Origin of the sequence: Brevibacillus composti (assembly GCF_016406105.1) — a bacterium.
GTDB lineage: Bacteria > Bacillota > Bacilli > Brevibacillales > Brevibacillaceae > Brevibacillus > Brevibacillus composti.
The window spans coordinates 323,057-340,167 of the sequence record NZ_CP066308.1 but is presented as its reverse complement, the minus strand read 5'-3'; the positions used below and the strand labels follow the sequence as shown (position 1 = coordinate 340,167).

Below are 17,111 nucleotides of genomic sequence, written 5' to 3'. Positions count from 1 at the left end.
CTCACTCCTCCATGCGGGCCTCCGCCGACGCCGTCAAGGTCTTCTCGGAAATGCCGAATATCTTCATGAAGAAAAAGGGGCAGGTGACTTCTGTTTCCACGACGATTCTGCCTCCGCTGACCTCAACGCTGGTCAGTTCGGCGGCGGGAAAGTTTTTCGCCAGATAACTGGAAGCCAGAGCCCGCGCCTCCGAAGGAATCAGAACGACTTTTGGCCTTGCGGGCGGCGGCGGGTTCCACAGATCGCGATCGTAGGAATCAAGCCCCGCCCAGGCTGCGGCGTCCGTCGCCTCTGCCAGTCTGGCCTGGTGATAGGCCATCACACCGGTGTCGATGACCAGCCCGGCGATGGCAATCAGGACAGGGAGAAAAGCGGCGAACAGCACCAAAGCGCCGCCTTTTTCATCCCGCTTCCACCTTCTCCACATCTGTCTCCATCTCATCCGCTTTTTCCGCATCTCGGGCATTTTCATCGAACCTCATGCTTTCCCTTCTTCTACAAGATCTTGTACACGGCCGTATGCTCCAGTTTGACATTCGGACTGGAAAAAAACGCGCTGATGATCGGGACTTTCACCGGGTAGTCGTACGTCACCGATACATGGACGCTGTCCCCCGACTTCCACACATCGACCGTATGCGATCCCCTCAGCCCGTTCGTCAGGATGCTGAGCGCGGTGTTGCGAGCTTTGAGCCGCGCTTCGCCGCCTCCTTCATCATCCCAGATGGCCCCGGCTACCCTGGCTCCCTGACTGGCAGACAGGACGACCAGCGTTTTGGCGTACAGCATATGTCCGAATACGAGAACACCGGTGATCAGCAGGATCATGACGGGCAGGATGACGGCGAATTCGGTAATGGCTTGCCCGTCTTCTCGTTTTGCCCATCTGGTTACTGCTCTCCCCTTCATCCATCCCGCTCTCATCCTTTCACGCTCCCCTCCCTGCACCGATTTCCTTTTCCGTGATCAACTGAGGATGCGGACAGTATTTGCCTTCACTTAGGCGCTGATCCGGATGGCTGGATTGCTTCCTGCGTCTTCAAGACTAAAGATCTCCTCCTGCATATTCCAAATACATCGTCAGAAGCGTCCCAATGAAGATGGCGATCCCGTAGGGAAATGCGCCTTGGGAGCGATCCTTTAAAGTGCTCATAAATTCTTTCATTTTTCCGGTAAAAAAGTAGATAGAGAGCAGGGAGAAAAGATGGAAAATTCGCCTCCACCCTTTTCTGCGAAGAATGAGTCCCATCGCGATGACGCCGCCTACAGCGATGACGACCAGGCTGTTGGCGACAATAAACGAAAGTCCCATGACAGCCCCGATCGCAGCCATCATTTTGACATCCCCTGCGCCGTATGCGCCCAGCAGATACGGGATGAAGAAGATCCCGAGTCCGGCCAGCATGCCAAGCACGTGCTCGACGAAGCCGGACCAGCCATACTGGATAGCTCCGTTTGCCAGTCCGACCAGTGCGAGCGAGACGGTCAGCTGATTGGGAATCCGGTATTTCCAAACATCGTAGATAAGCGCAATCGTCAGTCCGATGAAGCAGATTCCGTGCGTGTACAGATCGATACTCATGGACGCTCCACCCTGTTATTTTGCCTCCAGCGATTTGGCAATGGTTTCAAATACGGCTTTGATCTTTTCCTTCATGGCCACGAGACCGGCGATCGCCGCGACCGCAATAATTCCCAGGATCAAGCCGTACTCGCTGAGAGCCTGCCCGTCTTCTTCCTTCCAAAAACGCACCAGCGTTTCTTTTGCCTTCATCTCGAATCCCTCCGATATGATTGAATGGTGGTTACAGCCCTTGCAGGCTAAACACATAGCCTTCTTGTTGGAATGGGTAATCGCTGATCCATACGTCTTTCTTGTCTATTACGATGTGAATGGGGCGGGCTTCGCCGGTCTGCAGCTGGCCGACGTCCTCCGGGGCCGGAGCGAACGGCACCTCTACCACTTTCTGCCCGTCGCCCTGCTGGATCGTCAGCTTGACGGAAGCCAGCTCCGCACTCGTCAGCACGGTGTCAGGCTTGCCGTTTCTCAGCATCATCACGGCGAGCAGCGAGCCATCCTCCTGGTAGGCGGCGGTCACGGGGACGACATCCACGGTTCCTTCCGCCAGCGGCAGGTAGATGTCAAGCAGTGTGGCCAGGTAGTTCTTCATCGCTTCCGACTGAAACGCATCCTGATGCTCCAGTACAGTCAACTTCGAATCCAGCCATTTTCCGCCTTGCTTGACGATCTCATCCCGTTTTGCTTTCAACTGCTCTTTGACTGCCTCCAATTGCTTGGTGCGCTCAGCCAACTCATCTTCCTTCAGATCGCCGAGCTGCTCGGCACGATATTGCAGCTTGCGATCAACCACGTGATTTTCCTGGCCCCCTGTGGCGGGGGTACTGCTCTCCCCGCCACAAGCTGCCAGAGAGAGCACCAGGCATAACCCCATCCCTGCGTTGCACATTTTTTTCAGTAGCATGGTTACGTCCTTTCCTGCACGAGGCTGGTCACCCGAATGCCTTGCGCACATTGCCAAAGAATTTGGAGACCGAACTCTTTGCGGCGCGTGCAGCTTTGCGCGTCCCGCTCCACGCCCGGCTGGCTGCTTTTCTTACAGTCGGCACGGGTTTTTGGGTGATTTTTTTCACCGCGGATGCCGCTCGTCTGGCTGCCTTCACCGTCGTCCCGACCACTTTCTTGGCTGTTTTTACTGCACGGACTGCGCGGGTGGTTGTCTTTTTGACAGCGGCCACTGTCCGTTTGGCCGTATTCTTCACGGCGCTGGCGACGCGAGTGGCTGTCTTCTTCGCGGCACTGTACGCGCGCTTCGCGGTCTTCTTGACTGCACTTGCTGCACGGGATGCCGTCTTTTTCACGGCACTAGCGGCACGCTTCGCGGTATTCTTTACGGCAGCCGCTACCCGGCTTGCGGTCTTCTTCGCCGCGCTCACCGCACGCTTCGCGGCGTTCGCTACAGCGCTGGCCACACGGCTCGCGGTCTTCTTCGCAGCACTGGCCAGAGCTTTTGTCCCCTGGGAAATCGCACTGCCCAGATTTTTCGCTGCATTCCAAGCACGGCCCGCCAGTGCTTTCCCCTGATTCCACACCCATTTGGCAGCCGCCGCGATTTCTTTTCGGTACTTGATCCCGACGGATACCAGCGCGGCTCCCAGCGCAATCCCGGCGACAATCGGGGCCGCAGGCGTAGCCAACAGAAACGGCAATGCCGCCCCCGCCAACCCGCCGATGATGTCAGCCGTGCCCTCGGCCACTTTCCAGCCGTCTCCTTTTTTCGCTCCCTGGACGACATCGTAGACGCCAAAGCCGGCCGAAATCGCGGAGAACGGGGCCGCCAGCTTGGCGAGCAATACACTCGTCGGTCCATTGGAGATCGTGGTCCAGCTAAACTCATTTTTCAGCTTCGCCCACCAGCTGAGATTCGCAGCGCCATTTACTGCTCCTGTAAAAGTTTGCTGATATTGGAAGGCTGCGCGAAAATCGATGGCCTTGAGCACAGGGTCCAGCCCTTTTTCCAGTGCCTGCGAACTCCAGTGCTCGGCTCCGGCATCATTGAATACTTTCGCCCCGGAGGACACGACGCTGATGAGGCCGACGACAACATTCCCTCCGCTTGGGTTGCTCGCCACGCCCTCAACAGCCTTGGCCACCTCTACCAGATACGAATACGAACTGTTAAACGTCTTCGCTGCTTTGTATCCAAGCGGGTCTTTGGCTTCCGTCTCGCCAGCCTTCGCACTCCCTTGCGGCAATGCGCCGGGAGCTGCACCATTGGACGACTCAGAGGCAGGCTGGACGTTGTTTTTCTCGTCGGCTTTGATCATGTTGGGGTTGGGCTTTTCGTTTGCCGAGACGACTCCTGCGGGGATGCCAAACCATAGGATGTTGAGCAGCAAGATGAGAACGACAGACACGCCCGCTACGCACTGCTTCCTCCGCCTGTTTCGGAGCATCCAGTACATGATCTACCTTCCTTCCTGCTATGAGACTGGATCAGTCCAGCCGAGCTGAAACTGATGCACATCTGCTCCCCTCTACCACCCCCTTTCGGCCTGCGGACAAGCGCCGCGGTGGGAATCAAGCCAGAATGCTTGCGCCTTCCGCTCCCAGCAGCCATTTTTTCTTGAGCAGTTCATCTGTATGCTTGCCGATAAAGTCCCGCTCTTCGTTTACGATCGTCCAGATCGCCTGCTCCCGCGTCTGCGTTCCCCGTTCATGGATCGAGATCCGCTCCACCCGGAAAGAATCGTCCAGCAGACCGACAACATTGCGGGCCAGCTTTTCTTCGCCGCTGGAAAACCATTCTTTGTCCATCGCTTCCTTCAGCAATCGTCGCGATTCTGTCCGGGCCGTATGAGACTCGAGCAGAACCAGCACTCTTTTGCGAGACTCCTCCATGAATGCGAGCATCCGTCCGTCCAGCACGCCGATCTCCGTCTCCTTCAGCGGCTGTCCGGCCCGGATCGGCTCCAGCCGCTGCATAATCTCTCTCCCCAGGGCATTCATCTGATTCCCCAGCTCCATCGCCGTCTGGAGGTATTCCTGGTAGCCATCCAGGTGGACCTGGGCGGCCTCCCGCTCCTGTTGTCCGAGATGGGCGCACAGGCGCTTCCCGAGCTCCTCCACACAGCGGATCATTGGTGCGAACGCTTGGGGATCACCGGCCAGGTTTTTTTGCAAAAACGCCAGATTGTTGTCCAGGGTCACAATCAACTGGTACATCCGCAGACATCTGCGCGTCAGATCATAGTCAGATACGAGTCTGCCCTCCTGATCGACAATCGCAAACTGTCCGAAATTGGTTTCCATGCGCAGCAGCACGGACATCGGATAGATGCCGACGAGACGGTATGAACTTCCGTCTACGATCATATCTACACTCATGTAGATCTGCTGCAGTCCGCGCTTGAAAGGTGCCAAGGCTGATTTATAGATCCCTGTTGCCGGCGACATGATCCATAGCAGTTTCATTCGTTGCGTCCTCCTCGTATATTCATTGAAGTATGGTCAGTTCAGGACAAACCGGAACAGTTCGATAAAGACCGGCCCGAGAATAAAAATCGTCATGGCCGGAAAAGCAAGCAGCAGCAAGGGGAGAAACAGCTTAAGCGAAGCTTCTGCACCCAGCTTCTGCGCTTTTTTCTTGCGATCCTCCCACACCTCGGAAGCCTGCTGGCGCAGCACCGCGGTGATTCCCCCTGCTCCCCGCTCGATCGTTTGCGACAGGGCGGAGACAAATCGGCTGACCTCCTCCACCTGACAGCGGTCGGCCATTTTCTCCAGCGCCTCGATTTGGCCCACGCCGTAGCTCACGTCACTCGCGACGATCAGCAGTTCTTGGGCGAGCACCCCTTTTTGGCGGGTGGATACCTCGCGCAGCGCGGGAAAGAGATGGAGGCCCGCTTCACACATAATCGCGACCGCATTGAGCAGGTGGGGCAATTCGCGCCGGATGGACTCCTGGCGGCGTTTGATTCTGCTCTTCAGCCATTGCTGCGGCAGCAGGTAGCCGAGAGGCCCCACCGCCAGCGCAAGCAGGTAGTAATCAGGCTGACCGCTGGCCCACCCCAAAAACAGAAAGTAAAGGGCAGCCAGCAAGGCACAGGCCACTTGCACGCTGACGAAATTCTCGACCGTCCAGTTCTCGGACAACCCGGCGTGAATCAATTTGACCTGGATGTCCTTGCGCTGTTTGGGCCGGATGCGAATCCGCAGCGTGGCCAAAAGGCTCATGGCAAACGGTGTGATCAGCTGGACCGGACCGGCTTTTCGCGTAGTGGAGGCGACGTAGGACGACATAAAGACGAAGCCTTTTTTCACTTTTTGCACGTGTATCCACCTGGTGGGCATCAAGACCAGGACCACCAAAACAAAGGAGAGGGAGGCAATCAGCATCGGCATCTGTCTTCACCCCCTATATATTGATCTTTGTGATGGCGCGGCCGAGAAAGTAGTTGGCGATCAGCATGAGGGCGGCCAGAAACATGAGGCTGGAGCCCACCCAGGAGTCGTACATCGGTTCCATGTAGCCCGGATTGAGGACCATGATCACCAAGACGATGCCCAGCGGCATAAAGGTAAGCATTTTGGCCTCCATCCGCTTTTGGGCCGTCGCCACCATAATTTCTTGTTGGACGGTAATTTTATCCGTAATCATCATCGTCGTGTTTTGGATGACTTCCGCCAGATTGCCGCCCCGCGACTTGGTGATCAGGGCTGCATCGACAAACTGCGTGACATCCTCCTGATTGATCGCATCGCGGAATTTTTGCAGCGCCTCCTCCAGCGAGACGCCGAATTGTATGTCCCGGTTGAGCTTTTCCAATTCGTCCAGCATGGGGCGTTCTTTTTTATGGCCAAGCTGCTTCGCCAGGTCCTGCTGGCAGCGCAGCAGCGCCACCTGGAGGGACGCCCCTGCCTTCAATGAACTGGCGATGGACAAAATTGCCTCGCGAAATTGCAAGATCATGATTTGGCGCAGTTTTTCCTGCCGGTTTTTCTTCAGGGTCCGGGGGACGAAAATGCCCATCAACCCTGACAATATGGCAAAGAACTGGTTCTGAAAAAGCAGGAGGCCAAAGAGGTACAAGAGTACGCCCGATACCGTGATCAACAGGTAGTCCAGCGTTTTCGAATCCGATGAGGAGCCGAGCTGCAGCCAGCGGGACAGCACGCCGGACCGCTTCTTCGCCGATGCCTCCACGTGGTTCAAGCGCTCAATCTGGCGAATCAGTCCTTTTTTCTGGGGAAACTCCCCGTAGATGAGCACATAGAGCAGCTCGATAAACGAGCGGAGCAGCACATACAGGGAGAGCATGACGGCGATGTAGGTCATCAGCATGGCTGCTCCCCCGCTTCCCGTGCCCACGCGGCAAACATCTCTTCCGAAAAGCCGTGGGACAGCCATTTTTCCATCTGGAGGACCGCCTCCCCCGTCGGGACCAGGCGGCCCCGCAGACGGCCGTCTTCATCGGTCCCCTCCATCTTCCAGCGGAACAGGTCGATGCATTCGATTTCGCCATCCCGGTAATCGCGGATCTCGCAGATTTGCAGCACTTTGCGGGAACCGTCACGCAATCGGCCGAGGTGAACGATGATTTCCACGGCCGAGGCGATCTGTCTGCGAATCGCGGGGAGCGGCAGCTCCAATCCCGACATCAGGACCATCGTCTCCAGGCGGGAGAGCATGTCGCGCGCCGAGTTGGCGTGTCCGGTCGTCAGCGAGCCGTCGTGACCCGTATTCATCGCTTGCAGCATGTCGACAGCCTCTCCGCCGCGCACCTCCCCGACCACGATCCGGTCCGGGCGCATCCGCAGCGCCGTCCGCACCAGATCGCGAATCGTGATCGCCCCTTTGCCCTCTACGTTTGGCGGCCGCGTCTCCAGTCGAACCAGGTTTTCGATATGAGTCACCTTCAGCTCGGCGGCGTCCTCTACCGTAATCACCCGCTCCGTCTGCGGGATAAACATGCTGAGCGCATTGAGAAACGTGGTTTTCCCCGATCCGGTTCCCCCGGACACGACGATATTGTAGCGGGCCTGAACCAGCTTCTCCAGCCACTCCGCGATTTCCGGCGAGAGCGCGCCCAGCTCCACCAGCTGCTGCATATTGTAAGGATTCTCGGGAAACTTCCGGATCGTGACGATCGGCCCGCCGAGCGAGATGGGCCGGATCACCACGTTTACACGGGAGCCGTCCGCCAGTCTGGCGTCCACAATCGGATCGCTTTCATCCACTTTGCGGTTGATCGGGGCGACGATTTTCTCGATCAGATGGAGCAGCTCCGCCTCCGATTCGAACTGGAGCGGGACCCCTTTCTCCGACAGGGCGAGGCGCATCTTCCCCTTTTCCTCGATAAAAATCCGCTCGATGCCATTGATCATGATCTCTGTAATCTGTTCGTTTTTTACCAGGGGATCGATGATGCCGTAGCCGACGAGCTGCTGAACGATCTCCTCCACCATTCCCCGCTTCTCCTCCAGGGTGAGGATCAGGTGGCCGAAGCGGGAGTCGCCCTCCTCCTCCAGCACCTTCCAGATCACCTGGCGCAATCGCTCCGGTTGACTCAACAAGCGCTGGTCCTTTTTGTTCTGCTCGATGATCCGTTCACGGACGGCGGCTTTCAGCTCAGGCAGGCGATTCTCATCGAGCGAGCGGGCTTCTCCCGCACCCTCTGCCTGCACGCCCGCCTTCTTCTGTCTAATGGCCTCTTCGACTCGCACGCGTGAACACCCCCCGCAAGCTGAAGCCTTTGCCCAGCTCCTTTTTTGTAAAAACCGGACAGATGTAGTTGGCGATTCGCCGGTAGTACCGGTTGATCTTGAGGTGAGGCCGCTCTACCAGGGAGATGCCTCGGTTGGTGAATCCCTGGATTTGCTGGTACATATCCGGGATCGTCTCCGCAATCGGCATGGAGAGGATTTCCTCCAGCTCCGCAGTCGGAAAGCCGATCGAGGAGTGGTACCGGTTCAGCACCAGGTAACGGGATTGCAGCGGCCGATTCAGCTTTTCCACGATGTCAAAGGTGGACAAGAGCGACCAGTTGGCCACGACATCGGTCGTCGTGACGTAAAAGAGGTCCGTCGCCGCACTCAGCAGCGAAATATTTTTGGGCGACAGATCTGTGGAGGTATCCATCACGATCACGTCATAATGAAGGGTCTCCAGTGCCTCCAGGATGCGGTCGGTCATGTCCAGGGTCATGTTGCTCATCTTGTAATGGGACGCTGCGCTCAGCACATGCAGCTTCTTCCCCTCCACCTCCACCTCGTGGATGGACTCTTTGAGCGTCTGCACGAGGTCTTCCTTGTGGCCGATGCCCTGCTCGATCATCCCGATGGCATCCGTCAGCCCCCGCGTCCGCGGCAGGTACAGGTAGGCGGACACCTGGCCAAAGGTAGCGAAGTCGATGAGCAGCACCTTTTTCTCCTTCAGTGCCAGCTGGCAAGCCGTGTTGATGGCCAGGGTCGTTTTCCCTACGCCGCCCTTCGGCGAAAAGAACAGGACCCGCCTCGCTTCCTCATTGCCCAGGATCTCGCTCACGGCCGCCTTGCTCCTCACCGGCTGCGTATGCCCCGGCGTAAAGGAATAGATGCGCGGCGGCAGCAAATCGAAAGGTATGTATTTGTACATGATCTCCACAGAGCCATGGTGGTGGTCCAATTGCAGCTTTCGCAGCTTTTCCATCTGGTCGGTCAGGATCATGATCTTGGCGACCCGACGGTTTTTGATCTGAATGATCTCATCCTGCGGGCTGGGCATCAGCTCCAGATTGATCAGCACCACATCCACGTCATGGGCGCCGCAATAGGCGTACAGCTCCACGAGCGAATGCACCTGGGCGACTACCCGGATAGAGGCGTGCTGCTTCTCAAAATAACGGTGGAGCTCACGCATGTACGCGGGGTCCTGGTCTGCCACGGCCACCCGAATGTACGGGGCTGCACTGGCAGGCGCATAGTCAAAGTCCATTCGATTTCACCTTCTTCGTCCAATCCTTAATTGAGCAGCAACGAATTCGTTACCGGGGTCACACGCTCCCGATCTCCATTCCATGGATTGAGAATCAGGTCGAGGTTCCCTGTGTTTTTTGCGAGCGAGAGTTTGACAGCTTCCTGCGGGGAGACCAGCAGGGTCACATGCTGCAAGGTATTGCCCCGATCGGCGCCTTTGCCGGTGACCGGCTCGATGTCAAACACTTCGATCTGCTGGAGAATCATGTGCGCCACAGTGCCTCCCGCCGCTTCCGATTTCGCAGAATAGATCACATCCACCCAATCTCCCTTTTTCAAGCGGTTGTCTACCACGGAGGCGGGCGGGAGAGCCACGGTAATCAAGCGTTTTTCCTTGGGGATAAAATAGGTGACATCCACGCTGCCGTCTTTTCTCAGATACAGATGCCGCTGCTCCGGAAAAACCAGCACCTGCGGATCCAGCTCGAACGGTTTGCCCGCTTCGATTTTCTGCAGCGTAATTCCGCCCACGACTTCCTCTTTGGACGTAGACGGCTTATGGACGAGGAGACGGGCGGAATCAACTGCTACCTCCACCGGCTTTACCATCTCTTCGGTAATCAGCGTATGCTGCGGGATTTCCTTTGCCGCCACCATCACCACGGTCGTTTGGCGCAAGGAATCCAAATATTCGTACACCGAGTAGGCAATCGCCCCCGCGCTGAGCAAAATAAAGAAGATTCGCCAACCCACTTTCGCAATCATGAAGCTTCCTCCTGCCAAAACATGACAATGATTTCAAGACATTTCCTCTATAGACCGAAAAACCCATGAAATGGTTGCAGGACATAAGAAAAAAACACCAGTTTTTTAGAAAAAGTACCCAGTACCATGTCCTTAGCGTTGTCCCTCCTTTTGCCCATCTCCGTTATAGGTATGCTTTAAGGCATCCTGCTCATGCCGCAGAAGGGAAGGGCAAGTATCGGCCAAAAAAAAACCGAGCGGCTCAGGATCTGAAATCCTGTTTTCCGCTCGGCTCCTGCCTCGCCCGTCGTATCAGCGCCACTGAAACCACCCGCTCGGCTGTACGTTCACATTTACGTTGATTTGCTTGATTTCCAGATACTCCTCATATCCATAGGTGCCCAATTCACGTCCGATCCCGCTTTGCTTGTAGCCTCCCCACGGCGCTTCGTTAAACGCGGGATGATAGGTGTTGATCCAGGTAATCCCTGCCCGCAGCTTGCGGATGACGCGGTGCGCCTTGGCTACATCCGAGGTGAATACGGCGCCGGCCAGGCCGTATCGGGTGCCGTTGGCCAGCTCGATGGCTTCTTCTTCGGTGCGAAAGGTTTGAATAGCCAAGACGGGTCGAACAAGCTCTCTTCCAGGAGCAAGCGGGACCCGGCTGAGCAAACTTCGCCCTGATTGGCGAAGATGGCGAACAGGGCGTAGTCGGTCGCCTACCTCACGGGCAAAGCCCATCTCGTGCGTGACGACGACCATGGTCATCCCTTCCAGCGCCAGGTTTTTCATGACGACCAGCACCTCTCCGACCAGCTCAGGGTCGAGCGCTGAGGTCGGCTCGTCAAACAACAGCAATTTGGGTTTCGCCAGCGCCCTGGCAATCGCCACGCGCTGCTGCTGTCCGCCGGAGAGAGAGTGGGGGTACTGATCCCATTTTTCTGCCAGCCCCACCTTTTGCAGCAGTTGTTTGGCTTCGGCGATCGCCTCTTCCTTTTTCATCCCGCGCACCTGAATCGGTCCCTCGATCAGATTTTCCAGCACGGTCTTGTGGGCAAAGAGGTGAAAGCCTTGAAACACCATGCCGATCTCGGCGCGGAATTTGCTCAGTTCCTTGGAGGAGCGTTCCGCCCTCTTGCCCCCCGCTTCCCGGAACAAGATGGACTTCCCCTCCAGCCGGATGTCTCCGGAGGTGGGGTACTCCAGCACATTCATCATGCGCAGCAGTGTGCTCTTTCCGCTGCCGCTGGGGCCGATGATGACCACGACCTCCCCTTTTCCGATCGAGAGGTCTACGCCTTTGATGACCGGTTTATCTCCAAATGATTTTTTGATCTCAATGAGCTCGAGCATGGTTGCCGCCTCCCCTCTTCTCCAGATAATCGACGAGCAGCGCCAGCGGGTAGTGGAGCAGCCAGTAGATCGCCCCGACGATTGTGAAGATCACGAGGTTTTTGAAGGTGGCGGCGGCCAGCAGATGGCCCTGATGCATCAGCTCCGCCACGGTGATGACCGCCGCGAGCGAAGAGTTTTTGGTCAAAGCGATCGCCGAGTTGCCGATGGCTGGCAGCATGTTCTTCCAGGCCTGCGGCAGAATGATGCGCCGCATCGCCAGCCAGTCGTCCATGCCGATCGCTTTGGCCGCTTCCATCTGTCCTTTGGGAATCGACTGGATGCCCGCCCGGAAAATCTCCGCCATGTAAGCGCTTTCTGAACAGCGCACCTTCGATCCGCTTGTTGTCGACGTCCTTGAGCATATCGCCGAACTGCTTGTATACTTTCATTTCGATGTCGAGCGCCTTCCCTTTTTCCTCCAGCATTGTTTGGTAGGAAGTGCCGACAGCGGAGCGGCATCAGACGAGTAACCAGAAAATTCGGGATAATACGGCCATTCTGCATCATACCCTGATGCGTGATGGCATCGAACAAAAAAAGCGGATGCTCCCCCTACGGGAAACATCCGTTATCGCTCACCTTAAAAAGCAGCCCAGGTAAAATCGATGCTCAGGTACCCGATCGGCTCTTCTTTCCAGGTGAGCGGCTCTTTGGTGGCCAGTTCCGGCTTGCGGAAACAGACGAGGTCTTGATGATAGCCAAAGGCGCGGCACACTTCCGGCCGGAAGGCGTGAATCCCGCAGCGATCCCGGTTGATGTCGTAGAAAATGCAGGTTCCAAATAATCGGGGCTGCGTCTCCAGTTCCGTCCGAACCTTTCGGGGAAACGCCTTGATCTTTTTGTGAATGGTTTTCAATTCTTTCTCTGTTATGGGAACCGGACCGCAGCATAACCCATTACACCCTTGACAAGGTAACGTGTCCATCATTTATACAACCTTTCAGTGCTAACTTCTCAGCTTTTCACTATCTGTTCGGACCTGGTTCCAATCCAAGATTTTCCCTTACATCTCTCAGTGCTAACTTCTCAGCTTTTCACTATCTGTTCGGACTCGCTCGCGTGCGGAGATGCGCGTGTGCTGGACGTGTGCTAACTTCTCAGCTTTTCACTATCTGTTCGGACAAGAAGCGAGGGTCTCGGCGGGTGCGCTCAGTCGGTACGTGCTAACTTCTCAGCTTTTCACTATCTGTTCGGACACACGGGCAGAAGCCGAGGCGATCACAGCTGCCGGTGCTAACTTCTCAGCTTTTCACTATCTGTTCGGACGGAAACTCTGCCCCTTATCTCGTCACGCGCTTGGAAGGTGCTAACTTCTCAGCTTTTCACTATCTGTTCGGACTACCTCCTCAATTGTCATCATCTCTTCAGGGTTAGGTGCTAACTTCTCAGCTTTTCACTATCTGTTCGGACAAAAAGTGACCAAGTATTATAGCTACGGGCATTTATGTGCTAACTTCTCAGCTTTTCACTATCTGTTCGGACGCGTTGAGCTGCTATTCGGAGCAACGAACGCCAGTGGTGCTAACTTCTCAGCTTTTCACTATCTGTTCGGACCCAGCGAAAATTGTATAAAATCAACGATGATTTAATTTGTGCTAACTTCTCAGCTTTTCACTATCTGTTCGGACTTATAGTCATCCTCAAGCCTCTTCATTGGATAAGTATGTGCTAACTTCTCAGCTTTTCACTATCTGTTCGGACCATTCTAGCCAAGGGACTTACGTATTACAAGCGGGGTGCTAACTTCTCAGCTTTTCACTATCTGTTCGGACGATAACCTGCCTACAGGCGCAATTGTGGCAGTCGGGGTGCTAACTTCTCAGCTTTTCACTATCTGTTCGGACGTCTGCACGATGGAATAATGCCTATGGATAATTTGTGCTAACTTCTCAGCTTTTCACTATCTGTTCGGACGAATGATGGCAGTAAAAATGAAATTGATGGTCGGGAACGAGTGCTAACTTCTCAGCTTTTCACTATCTGTTCGGACTACAATGCGCCGTGGTAAACGATCCGCTTGGCTTACCGTGTGCTAACTTCTCAGCTTTTCACTATCTGTTCGGACGTATTAACCGCATCCAAACCAGGTAGTTTCACCATGTGCTAACTTCTCAGCTTTTCACTATCTGTTCGGACGCATCAGCACCGGAGGCTAAGTTGACCGTAAACCTCGTGTGCTAACTTCTCAGCTTTTCACTATCTGTTCGGACGTCTCAGGCCCAGCACCAGCGCAATATCAAACGCCAAGTGCTAACTTCTCAGCTTTTCACTATCTGTTCGGACGGAGTTTGCGGAGTGGGTTCGCGGCAAGCTCGACGGTGCTAACTTCTCAGCTTTTCACTATCTGTTCGGACGAGGGGCAAATCAACTCTTTACTAAATCAACTGATTTGTGCTAACTTCTCAGCTTTTCACTATCTGTTCGGACGATTGTAAATCTTGCTGGAGGGGGCGTTGATTGTGGGGTGCTAACTTCTCAGCTTTTCACTATCTGTTCGGACAAATGAGGGATAAAAAGTACTTTTTGTCCTACTACGGGTGCTAACTTCTCAGCTTTTCACTATCTGTTCGGACTCAACATCCGGGATAACGCGACACGCTACCCCTCTCCCTAGTGCTAACTTCTCAGCTTTTCACTATCTGTTCGGACCAGCTTGGCGATCAGATCACGCAACTCAACGGAGGTGCTAACTTCTCAGCTTTTCACTATCTGTTCGGACGGCATCATCCTGGCGTGGAAATATGGCCGCAAGCTGTTGTGCTAACTTCTCAGCTTTTCACTATCTGTTCGGACCCCACTGAGCCGCCAGATCAATTCCGCCGATCCCCGCGTGCTAACTTCTCAGCTTTTCACTATCTGTTCGGACCATCCAAATGTTTGGAAGATCGGCTCTACCCTGACAGTGCTAACTTCTCAGCTTTTCACTATCTGTTCGGACTATCTAGTTGTGGCTAACTATCATGAGGTACTCAAGTGCTAACTTCTCAGCTTTTCACTATCTGTTCGGACCCCGAAACAGGGGAGGATTCGCCGTGAGCATCTTTTGTGCTAACTTCTCAGCTTTTCACTATCTGTTCGGACATACCTCTGCAGGAGATCATCATCCGATTCCGCGTCGTGCTAACTTCTCAGCTTTTCACTATCTGTTCGGACTGCTGCTCGCACCAACACTACAACCGGAATCTTTTCAGCCCTCTGTTTCGAGCAACCCAAATTTCGTTCATCATGAGGGTATCCTAAACCCACCAACTACCATGAGAAAATCCGCAGGAACCCAGTAGTACCAACGCATTCGAGCAACATCTGATGTTTTTGCCCTGAGCAAGTGCTCGCATGAAAAAAATTGGATTCGACCTAAGCGATGGGTCCGAATCCATCGCTGGTCAAATCCCCGAACAGATAGTGAAAGAAAGAAGTTACCCGTGATCGTACGTTTATCACGTACAGTGCACATGCACGGGATTACCGACATCCTATAGATGCCAGCTTTATTTTATCATAACTTGAAAAATCTAACAACTTATATAGTGATTAATAGATAAGTTTGGTAATATCTCGCGGCAGGTATTCTTTCCCTACTGTGGATATCCTCTTATCTAACTGGTTTTTTGTCACAGGTCCAATCTGGACAAACATCACTTGATCTTGCTTGTGATGGACGATATCTTCCAGCTTTGCTTTGAGTTCGGCCTCTTGTACACCCGTCAGTTGGCAAATGAATACCGAATACTGTACATGGTCACCATATCCCTTCATCAACTTGAAAACCTTCCGCCATCTTTTAGGATCTCCAATATCGTAACTAACCAATACATATTGTCTCATAGCTACCTTGTAATCAATGGACGGTATTCGGGTAGTTCACCATCGAGATACCTGGCTACCATACGTGTCTCAAGCTCCAATGTCCGACGATAACTGATCTTGTACCCAAAGCTTGGGTGAGTAAGCATTTCCTGCATTCTGCGCTCGTATGCGGCGAAGAAGGCTTTTCGTCCATTTTTCTTTAATTGGCAGCTATCCGGTCCCCAATAGAAGTCTTCTCTTTGTACTTCACCTGTATTTAACACACGCAGAACAACGCTGTCTACGATGAGAGGGCGAAAGGGTTCCATAATATCCAGAGCTAAAGAGGGACGACCCGGTTCCATGCTATGATAAAAACCAAAAAGTGGATCGAGGCCGACATTCACACATGTCGCATAAACATCTCTAGCAAGAAGGGTATATCCTAACGACAGTAGGGCGTTCACCGGATCCTTAGGGGGACGGCGATTTCGACCGTTCATAATCAGCTTTTCTTCATATTCCAGTTTTTTTAGCATGGTAGGGAAGGATTGCATGTAAAGTCTGCCAGCACGCCCCTCTATACCTCTCAGGCTATCCAGACTCTCCACGATTTCCGCTTTTTTCTGCAACTCCTTCATTTCATGCAATACTGTTTTTTGTACATTTCCATTTCGTCGTATCAAAGTCCGTTGGTTGGCTATCTTCGCTTGTACAATCCATCTTGCCAATTTTAGTGCTATTTCTGGGTGTTGGAACTTAATAAATTGGTTTTTGCGGACCCCAATATTTTTACTGACAGGGGGAGTAGTTACCGCGACCAATTTTCCGTGACTGCTGAGATAGCTAATACTGACTCCACAGGCCATGAGAAAATGCAGCAATTGAGTAGAACATTGCACGTTTCCCATCAGTGTAACGTGGACTAAATCCTTTATGGGAATATCGTCTACCCGTCCGTCTTTGTATGATATGGTCAAACTCTCTCCCGATTTCCCGAGCCTGGCACCGTGTTCCATCACATACAATACTCCGCCATCTGATCGGTCCGGAACAATTTTCCTGATGTTTGTACTAGTCCCGAGCAAATAGTTTGTTTCATCAGGCAAGCAGACATAATTCATTGAACAGCGAAAGCATTTGTTCGAATCCTGCAACGGTCCAGGGATGCCGGATTTCTCAATTATCTTAGCCCTGTCAATGCAAGCCTGGGTAGCCTTCACGAGTTCTTCGGTAAATTCAATTTTTACTTTTCGTTTGTTTCCCCTGTAGTACAAAAAGCCGTAATCGGAGCGATAGCCATTGGAGCGAAGCAGCATGCCTTGAGCACAAAGTTGAATCTGGTCATTGGGCCATGCGCTTCCCGATAGTTCATACTCCCCAACAAAAAATGACCGGGAAGCGTCCGGCGAAGATGAATGCTTTGCTTCCACCGGAGACCATTGATTGTCTTCAAGGGATACCGTGTCCAATTTACCGACAATCCCTAATTGCTCATCTCCCAGATGTAGACTAAAGGGAGCGTTGCCCCAGAGTTCTTCTGGTGCAATCTCCCCTTTTCTTAGTCTCATTTCAGCCCGTCGGTGTTGAGCGGTTCCTTCTATTGTATCTACGCTGTCCTCAAAAAGTCCTTGCACATGCATGATGTAAAAGAGACGCTCACAATACTGTACCTCATTTAACATCCGAATAGGAATAGTCGACATGACAA

At 53.9% G+C, this 17,111-nt stretch carries 17 protein-coding genes, 1 pseudogene and 1 CRISPR repeat array; all 18 genes and pseudogenes read right to left on the bottom strand.

What is annotated here, in order from left to right; genetic code table 11:
- Nucleotide 1: 1 nt before the first annotated feature.
- A complete protein-coding gene (locus JD108_RS01905; RefSeq protein WP_198828334.1) occupies nt 2-472 on the bottom strand; it encodes a TadE/TadG family type IV pilus assembly protein in 471 nt (156 codons plus the stop codon).
- A gap of 23 nt (nt 473-495) precedes the next feature.
- Entirely contained in the window at nt 496-924 is a 429-nt protein-coding gene (locus JD108_RS01900) for a TadE/TadG family type IV pilus assembly protein (RefSeq protein ID WP_198828333.1), read from the bottom strand.
- Between the two features lie 121 nt (nt 925-1,045).
- Entirely contained in the window at nt 1,046-1,582 is a 537-nt protein-coding gene (locus JD108_RS01895; protein WP_198828332.1) for an A24 family peptidase, read from the bottom strand.
- Between the two features lie 15 nt (nt 1,583-1,597).
- Nucleotides 1,598-1,774, bottom strand: a complete 177-nt coding sequence (locus tag JD108_RS01890) for a Flp family type IVb pilin (protein WP_198828331.1) — start codon at nt 1,772-1,774, stop codon at nt 1,598-1,600.
- 31 nt (nt 1,775-1,805) lie between these two features.
- Nucleotides 1,806-2,483 carry an SLAP domain-containing protein gene (locus tag JD108_RS01885; RefSeq protein ID WP_198828330.1) on the bottom strand — a complete coding sequence of 226 codons (678 nt, stop codon included), beginning with the start codon at nt 2,481-2,483 and terminating at the stop codon, nt 1,806-1,808.
- A gap of 28 nt (nt 2,484-2,511) precedes the next feature.
- Entirely contained in the window at nt 2,512-3,984 is a 1,473-nt protein-coding gene (locus JD108_RS01880) for a hypothetical protein (RefSeq protein ID WP_198828329.1), read from the bottom strand.
- Nucleotides 3,985-4,099: 115 nt separating this feature from the next.
- Nucleotides 4,100-4,993 (bottom strand): hypothetical protein, encoded by an 894-nt coding sequence (locus tag JD108_RS01875; protein ID WP_198828328.1) that lies wholly within the window; start codon nt 4,991-4,993, stop codon nt 4,100-4,102.
- A 36-nt stretch (nt 4,994-5,029) separates the two neighbouring features.
- Nucleotides 5,030-5,923, bottom strand: coding sequence for a type II secretion system F family protein (locus tag JD108_RS01870; protein WP_198828327.1), 894 nt, complete (start codon nt 5,921-5,923; stop codon nt 5,030-5,032).
- A 13-nt stretch (nt 5,924-5,936) separates the two neighbouring features.
- Nucleotides 5,937-6,863, bottom strand: coding sequence for a type II secretion system F family protein (locus JD108_RS01865; RefSeq protein ID WP_198828326.1), 927 nt, complete (start codon nt 6,861-6,863; stop codon nt 5,937-5,939).
- Nucleotides 6,857-8,245, bottom strand: coding sequence for a TadA family conjugal transfer-associated ATPase (locus JD108_RS01860; protein ID WP_198828325.1), 1,389 nt, complete (start codon nt 8,243-8,245; stop codon nt 6,857-6,859). The genes JD108_RS01865 and JD108_RS01860 overlap by 7 nt, the downstream gene beginning before the upstream one ends.
- Complete coding sequence (locus tag JD108_RS01855; RefSeq protein WP_198828324.1) at nt 8,223-9,494, bottom strand: CpaE/TadZ family protein; 1,272 nt, start codon at nt 9,492-9,494, stop codon at nt 8,223-8,225. Before JD108_RS01855 ends, JD108_RS01860 begins: the two co-directional genes overlap by 23 nt.
- A gap of 26 nt (nt 9,495-9,520) precedes the next feature.
- Nucleotides 9,521-10,240, bottom strand: coding sequence for a Flp pilus assembly protein CpaB (gene cpaB, locus JD108_RS01850; protein ID WP_198828323.1), 720 nt, complete (start codon nt 10,238-10,240; stop codon nt 9,521-9,523).
- A 291-nt stretch (nt 10,241-10,531) separates the two neighbouring features.
- Nucleotides 10,532-10,840, bottom strand: coding sequence for an aldehyde dehydrogenase family protein (locus JD108_RS01845; protein WP_456062006.1), 309 nt, complete (start codon nt 10,838-10,840; stop codon nt 10,532-10,534).
- 90 nt (nt 10,841-10,930) lie between these two features.
- Nucleotides 10,931-11,572: pseudogene (locus JD108_RS01840) on the bottom strand (amino acid ABC transporter ATP-binding protein); the annotation flags it as partial.
- Nucleotides 11,556-11,918, bottom strand: a complete 363-nt coding sequence (locus JD108_RS01835; protein ID WP_198828322.1) for an amino acid ABC transporter permease — start codon at nt 11,916-11,918, stop codon at nt 11,556-11,558. The pseudogene JD108_RS01840 and the gene JD108_RS01835, both read right to left, overlap by 17 nt.
- A gap of 276 nt (nt 11,919-12,194) precedes the next feature.
- Nucleotides 12,195-12,539: a YkgJ family cysteine cluster protein gene (locus JD108_RS01830; protein ID WP_198829947.1), complete on the bottom strand. Its 345-nt coding sequence runs from the start codon at nt 12,537-12,539 to the stop codon at nt 12,195-12,197.
- Nucleotides 12,540-12,557: 18 nt separating this feature from the next.
- A CRISPR array of direct repeats spans nt 12,558-14,767; the repeat unit is 36 nt; unit sequence GTGCTAACTTCTCAGCTTTTCACTATCTGTTCGGAC.
- A gap of 378 nt (nt 14,768-15,145) precedes the next feature.
- Nucleotides 15,146-15,370 (bottom strand): CRISPR-associated endonuclease Cas2, encoded by a 225-nt coding sequence (locus tag JD108_RS01825; RefSeq protein WP_407649414.1) that lies wholly within the window; start codon nt 15,368-15,370, stop codon nt 15,146-15,148.
- 71 nt (nt 15,371-15,441) lie between these two features.
- Entirely contained in the window at nt 15,442-17,106 is a 1,665-nt protein-coding gene (cas4g/cas1g, locus tag JD108_RS01820; protein WP_198828320.1) for a CRISPR-associated endonuclease Cas4g/Cas1g, read from the bottom strand.
- Nucleotides 17,107-17,111: the final 5 nt, after the last annotated feature.

Bases quoted from the DNA above. Each gene is read 5' to 3' on its own strand.
- JD108_RS01870 (WP_198828327.1), bottom strand. From the start codon at position 5,923: ATGCCGATGCTGATTGCCTCCCTCTCCTTTGTTTTGGTGGTCCTGGTC.
- JD108_RS01865 (WP_198828326.1), bottom strand. From the start codon at position 6,863: ATGCTGATGACCTACATCGCCGTCATGCTCTCCCTGTATGTGCTGCTC.
- JD108_RS01890 (WP_198828331.1), bottom strand. From the start codon at position 1,774: ATGAAGGCAAAAGAAACGCTGGTGCGTTTTTGGAAGGAAGAAGACGGG.
- JD108_RS01905 (WP_198828334.1), bottom strand. From the start codon at position 472: ATGAAAATGCCCGAGATGCGGAAAAAGCGGATGAGATGGAGACAGATG.
- JD108_RS01895 (WP_198828332.1), bottom strand. From the start codon at position 1,582: ATGAGTATCGATCTGTACACGCACGGAATCTGCTTCATCGGACTGACG.
- JD108_RS01835 (WP_198828322.1), bottom strand. From the start codon at position 11,918: ATGGCGGAGATTTTCCGGGCGGGCATCCAGTCGATTCCCAAAGGACAG.
- cpaB (WP_198828323.1), bottom strand. From the start codon at position 10,240: ATGATTGCGAAAGTGGGTTGGCGAATCTTCTTTATTTTGCTCAGCGCG.
- JD108_RS01880 (WP_198828329.1), bottom strand. From the start codon at position 3,984: ATGTACTGGATGCTCCGAAACAGGCGGAGGAAGCAGTGCGTAGCGGGC.
- JD108_RS01875 (WP_198828328.1), bottom strand. From the start codon at position 4,993: ATGAAACTGCTATGGATCATGTCGCCGGCAACAGGGATCTATAAATCA.
- JD108_RS01825 (WP_407649414.1), bottom strand. From the start codon at position 15,370: ATGAAGGGATATGGTGACCATGTACAGTATTCGGTATTCATTTGCCAA.
- JD108_RS01885 (WP_198828330.1), bottom strand. From the start codon at position 2,483: ATGCTACTGAAAAAAATGTGCAACGCAGGGATGGGGTTATGCCTGGTG.
- JD108_RS01900 (WP_198828333.1), bottom strand. From the start codon at position 924: ATGAGAGCGGGATGGATGAAGGGGAGAGCAGTAACCAGATGGGCAAAA.
- JD108_RS01855 (WP_198828324.1), bottom strand. From the start codon at position 9,494: ATGGACTTTGACTATGCGCCTGCCAGTGCAGCCCCGTACATTCGGGTG.
- JD108_RS01830 (WP_198829947.1), bottom strand. From the start codon at position 12,539: ATGGACACGTTACCTTGTCAAGGGTGTAATGGGTTATGCTGCGGTCCG.
- cas4g/cas1g (WP_198828320.1), bottom strand. From the start codon at position 17,106: ATGTCGACTATTCCTATTCGGATGTTAAATGAGGTACAGTATTGTGAG.